Annotated in this window: 11 protein-coding genes and 1 rRNA gene; all 12 read right to left on the bottom strand. The window is 68.8% G+C overall.

Annotation, left to right across the window (positions count from 1 at the left end; all coding sequences use genetic code 11):
• Positions 1 to 87: 87 nt before the first annotated feature.
• On the bottom strand, positions 88 to 1,014 hold the full coding sequence (xerD, locus tag G9373_RS33825; RefSeq protein ID WP_167119161.1) for a site-specific tyrosine recombinase XerD: 927 nt from the start codon (positions 1,012 to 1,014) through the stop codon (positions 88 to 90).
• Position 1,015: 1 nt separating this feature from the next.
• Positions 1,016 to 1,684, bottom strand: a complete 669-nt coding sequence (locus G9373_RS33830; RefSeq protein WP_167119165.1) for an NUDIX hydrolase — start codon at positions 1,682 to 1,684, stop codon at positions 1,016 to 1,018.
• Between the two features lie 13 nt (positions 1,685 to 1,697).
• The gene (locus G9373_RS33835) at positions 1,698 to 3,476 is read right to left on the bottom strand and encodes a CTP synthase (protein ID WP_120660723.1); all 1,779 of its coding nucleotides are present in this window, start codon (positions 3,474 to 3,476) and stop codon (positions 1,698 to 1,700) included.
• A 141-nt stretch (positions 3,477 to 3,617) separates the two neighbouring features.
• Positions 3,618 to 4,568, bottom strand: a complete 951-nt coding sequence (locus G9373_RS33840; RefSeq protein WP_043786794.1) for a copper transporter — start codon at positions 4,566 to 4,568, stop codon at positions 3,618 to 3,620.
• The gene (gene steA, locus G9373_RS33845; RefSeq protein ID WP_005243185.1) at positions 4,565 to 5,749 is read right to left on the bottom strand and encodes a putative cytokinetic ring protein SteA; all 1,185 of its coding nucleotides are present in this window, start codon (positions 5,747 to 5,749) and stop codon (positions 4,565 to 4,567) included. The genes G9373_RS33840 and steA overlap by 4 nt, the downstream gene beginning before the upstream one ends.
• A gap of 110 nt (positions 5,750 to 5,859) precedes the next feature.
• Positions 5,860 to 7,632: a DNA repair protein RecN gene (recN, locus tag G9373_RS33850; RefSeq protein WP_167119168.1), complete on the bottom strand. Its 1,773-nt coding sequence runs from the start codon at positions 7,630 to 7,632 to the stop codon at positions 5,860 to 5,862.
• A 2-nt stretch (positions 7,633 to 7,634) separates the two neighbouring features.
• Complete coding sequence (locus tag G9373_RS33855; protein ID WP_167119171.1) at positions 7,635 to 8,597, bottom strand: NAD kinase; 963 nt, start codon at positions 8,595 to 8,597, stop codon at positions 7,635 to 7,637.
• Complete coding sequence (locus G9373_RS33860; RefSeq protein WP_005560435.1) at positions 8,594 to 9,424, bottom strand: TlyA family RNA methyltransferase; 831 nt, start codon at positions 9,422 to 9,424, stop codon at positions 8,594 to 8,596. Before G9373_RS33860 ends, G9373_RS33855 begins: the two co-directional genes overlap by 4 nt.
• Position 9,425: 1 nt before the next feature.
• Positions 9,426 to 9,653 carry a hypothetical protein gene (locus tag G9373_RS33865; protein ID WP_043943807.1) on the bottom strand — a complete coding sequence of 76 codons (228 nt, stop codon included), beginning with the start codon at positions 9,651 to 9,653 and terminating at the stop codon, positions 9,426 to 9,428.
• Positions 9,654 to 9,730: 77 nt separating this feature from the next.
• Complete coding sequence (locus tag G9373_RS33870; protein WP_054246658.1) at positions 9,731 to 10,726, bottom strand: HAD-IIA family hydrolase; 996 nt, start codon at positions 10,724 to 10,726, stop codon at positions 9,731 to 9,733.
• The gene (locus G9373_RS33875; RefSeq protein WP_005560431.1) at positions 10,723 to 11,715 is read right to left on the bottom strand and encodes a hypothetical protein; all 993 of its coding nucleotides are present in this window, start codon (positions 11,713 to 11,715) and stop codon (positions 10,723 to 10,725) included. The genes G9373_RS33870 and G9373_RS33875 overlap by 4 nt, the downstream gene beginning before the upstream one ends.
• Before the next feature lie 60 nt (positions 11,716 to 11,775).
• A 5S ribosomal RNA gene (rrf, locus tag G9373_RS33880) occupies positions 11,776 to 11,887 on the bottom strand; the annotation flags it as partial.

Here is an 11,887-nt window from a genome sequence, read left to right on the forward strand (position 1 = left end):
GTTCTCTCGATGATCGCTGCCGATCCCACATCGTTATACGAACGCTACCGCCTCGTACCGTGAATTTTCCCCTCGACACGCTTTCCGTCACCTCGCCCGAGGGTGCGCTCCGGCCCACACCTCGCGTAGCGCACCCACTGTCACCAGCGTATATATCTGGGTGGTCGTCACCGAGGCATGTCCCAGCAGCTCCTGGACGACACGGACGTCGGCGCCGCCGTCGAGCAGGTGCGTCGCAAACGAGTGACGGAGTGTGTGCGGTGACACCGCCGACGAGATGCCCGCCGCGTCCGCCGCGGCCTGCAGTACCTTCCACGCACTCTGGCGGGACAGCCGTCCGCCGCGGACATTGAGGAACAGTGCGGGTGTTCCGCGTGACGCCAGTGCCGGCCGGCCCCGGATCAGGTAGGCGTCGAGGGATTCGACGGCGGGCCGGCCCACCGGCACCACCCGCTGCTTGCCGCCCTTGCCCCGCAGCAGCACCGACCGGGTCTCGGTGTCGACGTCGTCGACGTCCAGGCCGACGGCTTCGGAGATGCGGGCGCCCGTCGAGTACAGCAACTCGAGCAGCGCGCGGTCGCGGACCGCCCGCGGTCCGTCTGCGGGTCCGCTGCCTCCGACCGCCTCCAACAGCGCCAGCACCTCGTTGACCGGCAGGGATTTGGGGAGCCGTTTCGCCGGCGACGGCGGCCGCACGTCCCGGGCGACGTCGACGGCGGTCATCCCCTCGGCCGCGGCGAAGCGGTGGAATCCGCGCACCGCGATCAGGGCACGGGCCGCCGAGCTCGCGGCCAGCGGCGACAGTTCGCGAGCCGGATCGCCGGTTCGCAGAGCGATCACGAAGTCACTGACATCCTGTTGGCGGATGCGCCCGATGTCGGTGACCTCCCGGTCCGCGAGGAACTGCGTGTACCGCTCGAGGTCGCGGCGATACGAACCGAGGGTGTTGCGCGCAGCTCCGCGCTCGACGGCCAGGTGGTCGAGGTACGAATCCACCTGCCGCGCAATCACCATGTCATGCCCGCGCGGCCTCGTCCCCGGCCGCGCGCGAGCGTTTTCTCTCGCTGAACCTGTCGGGGCGATCGACCCAGGGCGCGGTCACGTCGCGGAGTTCGCCGCGACCGCCCGGCCGGGACCGGGCGGCCGCCAGTGCCATCACACCGGCTACGGCCGTGGCGTTCACGATTGTCCCGTTCAGCACCATCGACACGACCTCGTCGAGTGGAATCCGCTCGATCTCGAGGTCGGCTTCCTCGTCCTCCGGGTCGGGCCGGTCCACGTCGTACAGGTCCTCGGCGAGGAACACGCGCACCGACTCGTCCGTGAATCCGGGCGAGAGAACGACGTCCACGAGAACGGACCAGCGACGGGCTCCGAGTCCGGTCTCCTCCGCCAGCTCGCGCCCGGCGGCGTCGACGGGGTCCTCCCCCGGCTCGTCCAGCAGGCCCGCCGGGATCTCCCACAAGCGGCGCCCCACCGGGTGCCGGTACTGATGGATCAGGACGACCCGGTCCTCGTCGTCGAGCACCACGACGGCGACGGCGCCGTGGTGCTCGACGACCTCACGTTCGGCGGTCCGGCCGTCCGGCATCGCGACGTGATCCACCCGCAGGGCGAGGATCGCGCCGCTGTAGACGGTGCGCGAGTCGAGAGTCTCGAATTCGTGCCGGCCGGTGTCGGTCATGGTCGGTCTCGCCCTATCCCGCGCTGTCGACGGACGCGACCTCGTCGCGGTCGGCGGAGTCGGCGAGCTCGTCATCGGTGGCGACGGCGGCGGCCCGCTCCTCGCCGTGCACGTCGACGGGAAGCCGCTCTTCGAGCTTGTGCTTCAACGCCGCGTCGACGAACGCCGCGAACAGCGGGTGCGGGCGCGTCGGACGGCTCTTCAGCTCGGGGTGCGCCTGCGTCGCGACGAAGAACGGGTGCTGGTCGGCCGGGTACTCGACGAACTCGACGAGGTGACCGTCCGGCGAGGTCCCGCTGAACCGGAGTCCGCTCTTCGCGATCCGGTCGCGGTACGCGTTGTTGACCTCGTAGCGGTGACGGTGGCGCTCCGACACCTCTTCGCTGCCGTACGCCCGGGCGACGACGGACCCCTTCGCCAGGACGGCGGGGTACGCGCCGAGGCGCATCGTGCCACCGAGGTCCGCCTCGCCGGCGATGACGTCTTCCTGGTCGGCCATCGTGGAGATCACGGGGTGCGTGGTCTCGGGCTCGAACTCGGCGGAGTTGGCGTCGTCGAGACCCACGCTGCGCGCGGCCTCGATCACGACGCACTGCAGGCCGAGGCACAGTCCGAGCAGCGGGATCTTCCGGTGGCGCGCGTACCTGATCGCGCCGAGCTTGCCCTCGATACCGCGGATTCCGAAGCCACCGGGAATCAGCACGCCGTCGACGTCGCCCAGGGCGGCCTGCGCGCCCGCCTCCGTCTCACACGTGTCGGACGGCACCCAGGAGATTTCCACCTTCGAGCGGTTCGCGAACCCACCGGCACGCAGCGCCTCGGTGACGGACAGGTAGGCGTCCGGCAGGTCGACGTACTTTCCGACGAGGGCGATCCGCACGGTCTCGCGCGGCTGGTGGACGCGCTCGAGCAGGTTGCCCCACACGGTCCAGTCCACGTCGCGGAACGGCAGACCCAGCTGCCGCACCACGTACGCGTCGAGGCCCTCGCTGTGCAGCACCTTCGGGATGTCGTAGATCGAGGGCGCGTCGGGGGTCGAGATGCAGCCGTCGACGTCGACGTCGCACATGAGCGCGATCTTGTTCTTCAGCGCCGGGGGAACCTCGCGGTCGCAGCGCAGGATCAGCGCGTCGGGCTGGATACCGATGTTCCGCAGGGCCGCGACCGAGTGCTGGGTGGGCTTCGTCTTGAGCTCGCCCGACGGCGCCAGGTACGGCACCAGGGAGACGTGGAGGAAGAAGACGTTGTCGCGACCGACGTCGTGGCGCACCTGACGGGCGGCCTCGAGGAACGGCTGCGACTCGATGTCACCGACGGTGCCACCGATCTCCGTGATGACGACGTCGGGCCGGTGTCCCTGGAGGTCCGGTCCGCTCATGGCGAGGATCCGGCTCTTGATCTCGTCCGTGATGTGCGGGATGACCTGGACGGTGTCGCCGAGGTATTCGCCGCGCCGCTCCTTGGCGATGACCGTCGAATACACCTGGCCGGTGGTCACATTCGCCTGACCGGACAGGTCGCGGTCGAGGAAGCGCTCGTAGTGACCGACGTCGAGGTCGGTCTCGGCGCCGTCCTCGGTGACGAACACCTCACCGTGCTGGAAGGGGTTCATCGTGCCCGGATCGACGTTGAGATACGGATCCAGTTTCTGCATGGTCACGCGCATTCCCCGCGCGGTGAGCAATTGCCCGAGGCTCGAGGCTGTGAGGCCCTTGCCGAGTGAGGAGGCGACGCCGCCGCTCACGAAGATGTGCTTGGTAGCGGTACGCGAATGAGTGCGTGACTGTGGCAAAGGGGCTCCCGTGACGACTGTGCAGGGCTTGGTCTGTTCGAGCAATGCTGGGGCCTGCCGACCCACGGGACTTCACGGTAACACCTTGACGTACGTCCCGGAAACAACGCGTCGCGATTGCCCGCCCCGATGTGACGCGCGCTACGCCGGGATGGCCCCCACGGTGACTCCGGTGGTACCGGGCCCGGTGCCGTACCGGCCGGCGCCGCCGTTCAGTTGCTCCTGCAGCGCGAGCGGGACGGTGATCTTGCCCGCTTCCCGGTCGATGTTGTCGATCGTGGTCAGCGCCGCGGAGAGGGCGGCATCGGCCCGCGCCACGGCGACCGCACCGTTGCCCTGCGCCGAGGCCGGACGCCCGGCGAGAACCGCCCCGGCACCGCGCGAATCCAGCGCACCCGCGAACCTGGCCACCACGGCACCGCGGTTGCCGCTGACGCCGTCCTCCACGTCGCGATCGCCGGTCAGCACCACCGCGACCTGCGCCGGTTGGACCGCACCGTCGTCGTAGCTGACGAATCCCGCCCCGCGGAGGGTCTCGAGGGCGAGCGCCATCTCCTGCGCGGAACTCTGCGGCTGGCCCGTCTCCTTGCCGAGCATGAGGACCGAGCCCAGCAGGTCACCGGCCAGGCTGCCCTGGTCGACGGCCCCGGTCTTCAGCGTGATACCCGCGGGGATCACGTTGTTGACGACTGTCCGCAGCCGGTCACCGCCCGTGGCATCCACGAACGAATCGGTCAACGACACCCGGCCGGTCACCGATCCACCGGCCTGCGCGATCATGCGGTTGACCCCGTCGAGGTCGGCGGGGTCGGCATCCGGGGTCGTCACGACCATCACGGTGCGTTGCGCGAGAGAGTCGGCCACCACCCGGCCGCCGACCGCGGAATCGAAGCCGTCCGCCGAGTTCAACTGCTCGGTCAGCTGGTTGTTGCGTTCGTTCGCCTTCTCCACGTCGGTCTGCAGGTCGGCCTTGTCGTCGCGCAACCCCGACACGAGACCGCTCGACAACAGGCCGGAACCCATCACCACGCCGATTGCCAGAGCCAGGAAGATCGCCGCTATGGAAATGGCATGTTGACGCAGAGAAATCACTTGAAGAACCCCTGGACCCATAACGCGAAGCTGTTCCATGTCGCGACGGCCCAGTCCAGTGCCTCACCACCGATGTTCGACACCACCAGGGCCACGATCACCGCGACCAGTGCGGCCAGTACGAGCAGCGCGATCGCGCCGCCCGACACCCGGCTCCGGTACAGGGTCGCCACGGCCTTCGCGTCCACCAGTTTCGGCCCGACCTTCAGGCGGGTCATGAACGCCGACGGGTTGCTGTCGCGGCGGCCGCGGTCGAAGAATTCGTCGAGGGAGACAGTGCTCCCGACCGTGACGATCAGCGACGCGCCGTGATGATCGGCCAGTAGCAGCGCCAGGTCGGACGGGGATCCGGAGGCGGGGAACGTCATCGCTCCGATGCCGAGGTCCTGGATCCGTGACAGACCGGGTGCGTGACCGTCCTGGTCGGCGGGAAGTACAACCTCGGCGCCGGACTTGAGCGTCGCGCTCGTGATGTCCTCGGGGTCGCCGACGATGAGATCCGGGCGATAGCCCGCCGACTTCAGGACGTCGGCGCCTGCCCCGACGCCGATGAGGATCGGCGAGTACTCCTTGATGAACGGCTTGAGGTTCTTCAGGTCGGAGGCGTGATCCGGGCCGTCGGACACGATCACGACGTGCCGTTCCTTCATGTCGACGTCCACGTCGGGGACTCCGACGCCGTCGATCAGCAGTGGACTCTCGGTGCGGATGAACTCGATGGTGTTGCCGGAGAACGCCTCGAGGTGGTCGACCAGCCCGGTCTTCGCCTCGATCATCCGGTCGGAGATCTCCGCCTCGGTCTGTTCGTCACCCTTGGCGATGCGCCGTTCCCCGGAGTAGACACCTCCCCCGTTCACCCGGACCTTGCTGCCGTCCTTGATGCTCTTGAAGATCTCGGCGCCGGCCGAATCCACCAGGAGGATGCCGTTGGCGACGATCACCTCCGGACCGAGGTTGGGATAACGCCCCGAGATCGAGGGCGATGCGTTGATCACTGCGAGAACGCCGGCCTTCACCAGGGCGTCCGCGGTCCCGCGATCGAGGTCGAGCTCGTCGAGAACGACGATGTCACCGGGTCCGACGCGTCGCAGCAACTTGGCCGTGTTGCGATCCACCCTGGCGATGCCGCTGACCCCAGGCAAAGTTTCGGTGTTACGTGACAGCAGTGCCGGCATCTTCATGAGTTCGATGATGGACCGGAAGCAGGACCGACCTGTGGAGGCGCGCCGAACCGTTTACCACATCAGTCACACCATTACCACGCGTGCGGCTGACGGTCCGCCGGGCCGGTTCAGACGGAACGCTCGGCGTTGGCGGTGGCCAACAGTTCCTCCGCGTGCGCCCGACCGGTCTCGGTGTCGTCGAGTCCGGCGAGCATGCGCGCCAGTTCCACCACCCGTTCGTCGTCGGTGAGTGCGTGCACACCGCTGCTGACGACCCCGTCCGTGTCGTCGACCTTGTCGACCACCAGGTGGGTGTCCGCGAATGCCGCGACCTGCGGCAGGTGCGTCACGACGATGACCTGGTGTGTCCGGGCGAGCTGGGCCAGCCGCCGGCCGATCTCGACCGCGGCCCGACCGCCGACGCCGGCGTCGACCTCGTCGAACACCATCGTCGCGCCCGAATCGGACCCGGCGAGCACGACCTCGAGGGCCAGCATCACGCGCGAGAGTTCACCGCCGGACGCGCTCTTGCTGATGGGCAGCGACTGAGCGCCGCTGTGCGCCGACAGCCGAAATTCCACTTCGTCGACGCCGGACGATCCCGCGTGCAGTTCCGTCCCGTCGATGGTGAGCGGTGCCGTGTCCTGAGGTCCGGCGATCCGGGGGCGGACCGACACCTCGAGAGCGGCCCGGCCCATCGCCAGACCTGCGAGTTCGGAACTGACTGCCTTGGCGAGTTTGGCCGCCGCCTTGACGCGCGCCGCGGTCAGCTTCGACGCGGCCTCCGCGGTGGACGCCGCCGACTCCTCGACCTGCTTCGTCAGCGCCGCCAGAGCATCGGAGGACACGTCGATCTTCTCGAGCCTCGCACGGGCGTTGTCTGCCCATTCCAGTACGCCGTCGACATCGGCGGCGTATTTGCGGGTGAGGTTCTTCAGTTCCGCCTGCCGCGACAGCAAGGAGTCCAGTGCCCCCGGATCCGCCGGAAGCCCGGCGAGATACGTGGTCAGGTCGGCGGAGACGTCGGTGACCACCGCGATCGCGTCGGCGAGACGCGGTCCGAGCCCGTCGAGTTCGGGGTCGGTCGCCGATTCGATCCGGGCCCGCGCCTCGGACAACAGATCCAGCGCGGGTGCGCCCACACCGTCGCCGTCCATGTCGTCGCCGCCGGTGAGCGCGGCGTGCGCTTCCTCGGCCGCCGAGCGCAGCGAGTCGAGTTCGCTGAGCCTGCGGACCTCCGACACGATCGACTCGTCCTCACCCGGAGTGGGCGCGATGCCATCGATCTCGTTGAGGGCGAACGTCAGTTGGTCGGCCTCCTGCGCGAGTTCCCGGGTACGGCCGGTGCGTTCGATCAGTTCGGACCGTGCGGTCACCCATTCGTCGCGGTGCTTGCGGTACCGCGCCAGCAGCGGGCCGACCGTCTTGTCCGCGAACCTGTCCAGGGCGGCGCACTGCTGGTCGGGCCGGAGGAGCCGCAGCTGATCGTTCTGACCGTGAACGGTGAGCAGTGGATCGGTGAACTCGGACAGCACGCCCGCCGGAACGCTGCGCCCACCGAGGTGGGCGCGGGACCGTCCGTCGCTGCCGACGGTCCGCACCGCGATGATGGTGCCGTCCTCGTCCCGCTCCGCGCCGGTCGATTCGAGCAGCCGAGACACGGCACGTTCGACGTGCTCCGAGCCCTCGTCCGTCATGAACCGGCCCTCGACCACGGCACGGGGCGCGCCGAGACGCACCCGGCCGGCGTCCGCTCGCGCACCGCTGAGCAGGTGCAGGCTCGTCACCACCATCGTCTTGCCCGCACCGGTCTCACCGGTGAGCACCGTCAAACCTTCGTGGAATTGCGCCGACGCCTCGGAGATCACACCGAGGTTGTCGATCCTGATCTCTGCCAGCACGTCTAGGGCTTCCTTCCTCGCCACCCGGTGACGGGCAGCTCGAACTTTCGCACCATCCGGTCCGCGAACGGCGCCGAATCCAGTCGTATCCAACGAACGGGTTCCTTGCCACGCACCACTTCGACGCGGGCGCCCGCGGGCAGCTCGAGGGTCCGGCGACCGTCACAGAACACCAGGCCGTCGTGGCTGCCTGCCACCGTCTCGACCGCGATCAGCGAATTCGGGCTCGTCACGAGGGGGCGCGCGAACAGCGCGTGCGCATTGCTCGGGACCACCAGCAGGGCCTCCAGTTCCGGCCACACCACGGGCCCGCCGGCCGAGAACGCGTATGCCGTCGACCCGGTCGGGGTGGAGATGAGGACGCCGTCGCAGCCGAAGGCCGACACGGGGCGGCCGTCCACCTCGAGCACCACCTCGAGGACACCGAGCCGGGACCGGTTCTCGATGCTCGCCTCGTTGAGCGCCCAGCCGCGTTCGATGATCTCGTCGTCCACGCGGACCAGCACGTCCAGCGTCATACGGTGTTCGATGCGGTATTCACGACGCACGACCTGGGCGAGCGCCTCGTCGAGGTGCTCGGCCTCCGTTTCCGCGAGGAACCCGATGCGGCCCAGATTGATGCCCAGTACCGGAATGGACGCGGCCTGGGCGAGTTCCGCTGCCCGGAGGAACGTTCCGTCTCCGCCGAGGACGAGCACCATCTCGCAACCGACGGCGGCGCCCGGGCCGGCCTGCACGATGGTGACTTCCAGCCCGGGAACCAGGAATTCGTCGGCCGCCATGCCGTCCATCGGTTCGATGCGGGTGCTGTCGACCTCGTCGACGAGGACGCGCAGTCCGATCCCGGCCCGCTCGAAGATCTTGCCAACGCGCCGCGCCGTCTCCGTGATCTCGGCGCGGCCCGGGTGCGCGACGAGCAGGATCTCCCGCTCGCGTTGCTGGGCGCCGCTGCTTCCCCCGCTCACTGTGGTCCCTCCTGCACCGCGGTGCGGATCAACTCTTCAACCGACTCGACCGGTACATCATCCGTCCCGGGTGTGACATCCGCGCGGAGCCACAGGAAGTATTCGACGTTCCCCGACGGTCCCGGCAGCGGACTGGCCACTGCACCGACGGTACGCAGTCCCAGCGACTCTGCGGTCTTCGCGACGTCCAGTACCGCGGCGACGCGCAGCTCCGGGTCACGCACCACACCACCGGAGCCCACGTGGTCCTTGCCGACCTCGAACTGCGGCTTCACCATCGGAATCAGATCTGCGCCGTCGGCCGCGCAGGCGACGAACGCCGGGAGGACGAGCTTCAGGGAGATGAACGAGAGGTCCGCGACCACCAGATCGACCGGGCCGCCGATCTGCTCGGCGTCGATGGATCGCACGTTGGTCCGGTCGACGACGTGGACGCGGTCGTCGGACTGCAGCCGCCACACCAGCTGGCCGTATCCGACGTCCACCGCCACGACTTCTCGCGCGCCGTGGTGAAGCAGCACGTCGGTGAAGCCGCCGGTGGACGCGCCGGCGTCGAGGCAGCGCTTGGCCTCGATCTCGAGTCCGCGGGGGCCGAACGCCTCGAGCGCACCGAGGAGTTTGTGCGCCCCGCGCGATGCCCAGGTCACTTCGTTGTCGACCTCGACCACCCGCAGCGGAGTTCCCGCTTCGATTGCGGTGGCCGGTTTGGTCGCTGCCGCTCCCGAGATCAGTACTCGGCCGGAGGCGATGAGTTCTTGCGCGTGTTCGCGGGACCGGGCCAGCCCCCGCCGAACGAGTTCGGCATCCACCCGTGCTCGACGGGCCACGTCAGATCTTGTCCACGGTGGCAAGCGCCTCCACCAGCACGTCGTGCGCCTTCTCGAGAAGATGGGCTTTGCGCGGGATGACCCCGACGCCGTGCTCGTCGTCAGGATCAGGTTCGACGGCTCCGAGCCGCGACAACAATCCGTCGACCTCCGTGTGAATCTTCTCGGGGTCGACACTCTGAGGAGGCCCAGGTAGATGGGCTCCCGGGCGCGGTATTGGCGTGCTCATCGGGCACAACGCTAGTCCATCGCGTTCCGATACGCATACAGCGAATCGCGTGACGGACAACGCGGGTCTGCCGGGTTTCAGGCACCCCAGCCGGAGACGACCGCACTCACCGTGGGCGTCGTCGACGTGATCCGCGAGAAGTCGGGGAACTTCCAGGCGCCGGCGGTCACAGCCCGCAGCAGCGCAGCCGAATCCACCGGCGCAGCGGATTCGCTTGTCGGTTCGATCACCAGATCGCTGCCGTCGAACTCGACGGACCACCGGTTGTCCTCGCCGATGAGGGATTCCTCGGCGGGCCGGTTGAGCGCGTCCAGTTCGGACGCCAGGTAGGTGGGCCGTTGCTCCGGGGCGGCGCGCAGCACGTCGACCGCGGTGCTCACTCCGGTGAGCACCAGCAGCGAATCGAGGCCGACGTTGTTGGCGCCTTCGATGTCGGTGTCCAGCCTGTCGCCCACGACGAGCGGGCGCACACACTTGCTGCGGCGCATCGCGTCTTCCATCAGCGGCGCGGCCGGTTTACCCGCCACCAGTGGTTCGCGGGACGTCGCCGTGCGGAGCGCTGCGACCATCGATCCGTTGCCGAGGACGAGTCCGCGTTCGGTGGGGAGGGTCGTGTCCAGGTTCGCCGCCACCCAGACCGCGCCGGCCCGGATCGCCAGGGTCGCCTCGGCGAGTATCGCCCAGTCCGTCGCCGGCGAATGTCCTTGGACGACAGCCGCGGGCGCGTCCTCGAACGACCGCACCGGACGCAGTCCGACGTGTCGGATTTCGTCGGCAAGCGCTTCGGTGCCCACGATGAGCACCGGCGAACCGGGGGCGACGTTCTCCGCGAGCAGCCTGGCCGCGGTCTGTGAACTCGTCACCACCGTCGACTCGTCAGCGTCGAAACCGAGTTCCGTGAGGTGTTCCGCGACCTCACCCGGCCTGCGACTGGCGTTGTTGGTCACGTAATAGCAGGACTGCTCCCCGGCCGCCAAAGCCTCTCGCGCACCGGGGATTTCCTGCGGCCCCTGGTACAGGGTGCCGTCGAGGTCGAGCAGCAGTGCGTCGTAGCCGTCGCGCAGAGCCGTCACTGATCGTCTCCGGTCAGCTCGGCCACACGCTCCTCCGCGTCGGTGTCACCCTCGAGATCCGCCGCGGCGGAATTGAGGAACCACTTGAGTCCGTCCTCGATGCGACCGGCCGCCACCAAGGCATCCGCGTACGCGTAGAACAGGCGAGCGGCGCCGGGACCGGTTCGCGAGGCGTCGAGATCGGGGGTCTGCAGTGTGACCACGGCCTGGTCGAACTGACCGAGGTCCATGCGCGCTCCGGCGACCACGATGCGCAGTTCGGCTGCCTCGTCACCGGACAGCGCAGCAGCTTCGTCGCTCCGCCCGAGTTCGATTGCCCGCTCCGGGCGGCCCAGTCCGCGTTCGCAGTCCGCCATCACCGCGAGCAGTCCGGGACCACCGGCCATGCGACGAGCGGCGCGCAGTTCCGACAGCGCCTCCGCCCATTCGCCGGCGTGATACGCGGTGATACCCGCGGCCTCACGGACGATGGCGATTCGGCCCGCACGCTGGCGTGCGGCGCGGGCATGCGCGAGCGCAAGTCGCGGATCGTCGTCGACGAGCTTGCCGGCCATCACCAGGTGACGCGCCACCGTGTTCGCATTCGTCTTGTCCAGGCTCAGCAGGTCGCGGCGCACAGCGGGATCGAGCTCGCCGGCCTCGACGTTCTCGGGCAGATCCGGTTCGTCCGGACGGGCCTGCTGCCGCTGCGGACGGTCACCGTCACGTCCGCGAGGCGCGAAGCCGCCCTCGCCACCACGACGGGGTCCGCCACCGCGACGATCACCACCGGCACCGCCACGGTTGTCGCGCGAATCGCGACGGGGACCACCGGTCGAGCCACCACGACCCGAACCTCCGGCGCCGCCGCGGTCGCTGCTGGACGCACCGCCACGATTGCTGCTGGACGGACCGCCACGATTGCTGTTGGAGGCGCCGCCACGATTGCTGTTGGAGGCGCCGCCTCCGCGGAAGGACCGACGTCCGTCGTCACTCTCCGACACAGTCATTCCTTTCACACAAACCACGAAAGGGGACCCAGTATATTGGGTCCCCTTTCGGTAACGGATGTTCGGCGGTGTCCTACTCTCCCACACCCTGTCGGGTGCAGTACCATCGGCGCTGGAGGGCTTAGCTTCCGGGTTCGGAATGGGACCGGGCGTTTCCCCTCCGCTATGGCCG

It is taken from the genome of Rhodococcus sp. A14, assembly GCF_011603105.1.
GTDB lineage: Bacteria > Actinomycetota > Actinomycetes > Mycobacteriales > Mycobacteriaceae > Rhodococcus_F > Rhodococcus_F opacus.

Bases quoted from the DNA above. Each gene is read 5' to 3' on its own strand.
- xerD (WP_167119161.1), bottom strand. From the start codon at position 1,014: ATGGTGATTGCGCGGCAGGTGGATTCGTACCTCGACCACCTGGCCGTC.
- G9373_RS33830 (WP_167119165.1), bottom strand. From the start codon at position 1,684: ATGACCGACACCGGCCGGCACGAATTCGAGACTCTCGACTCGCGCACC.
- steA (WP_005243185.1), bottom strand. From the start codon at position 5,749: ATGAAGATGCCGGCACTGCTGTCACGTAACACCGAAACTTTGCCTGGG.
- G9373_RS33865 (WP_043943807.1), bottom strand. From the start codon at position 9,653: ATGAGCACGCCAATACCGCGCCCGGGAGCCCATCTACCTGGGCCTCCT.
- G9373_RS33875 (WP_005560431.1), bottom strand. From the start codon at position 11,715: ATGACTGTGTCGGAGAGTGACGACGGACGTCGGTCCTTCCGCGGAGGC.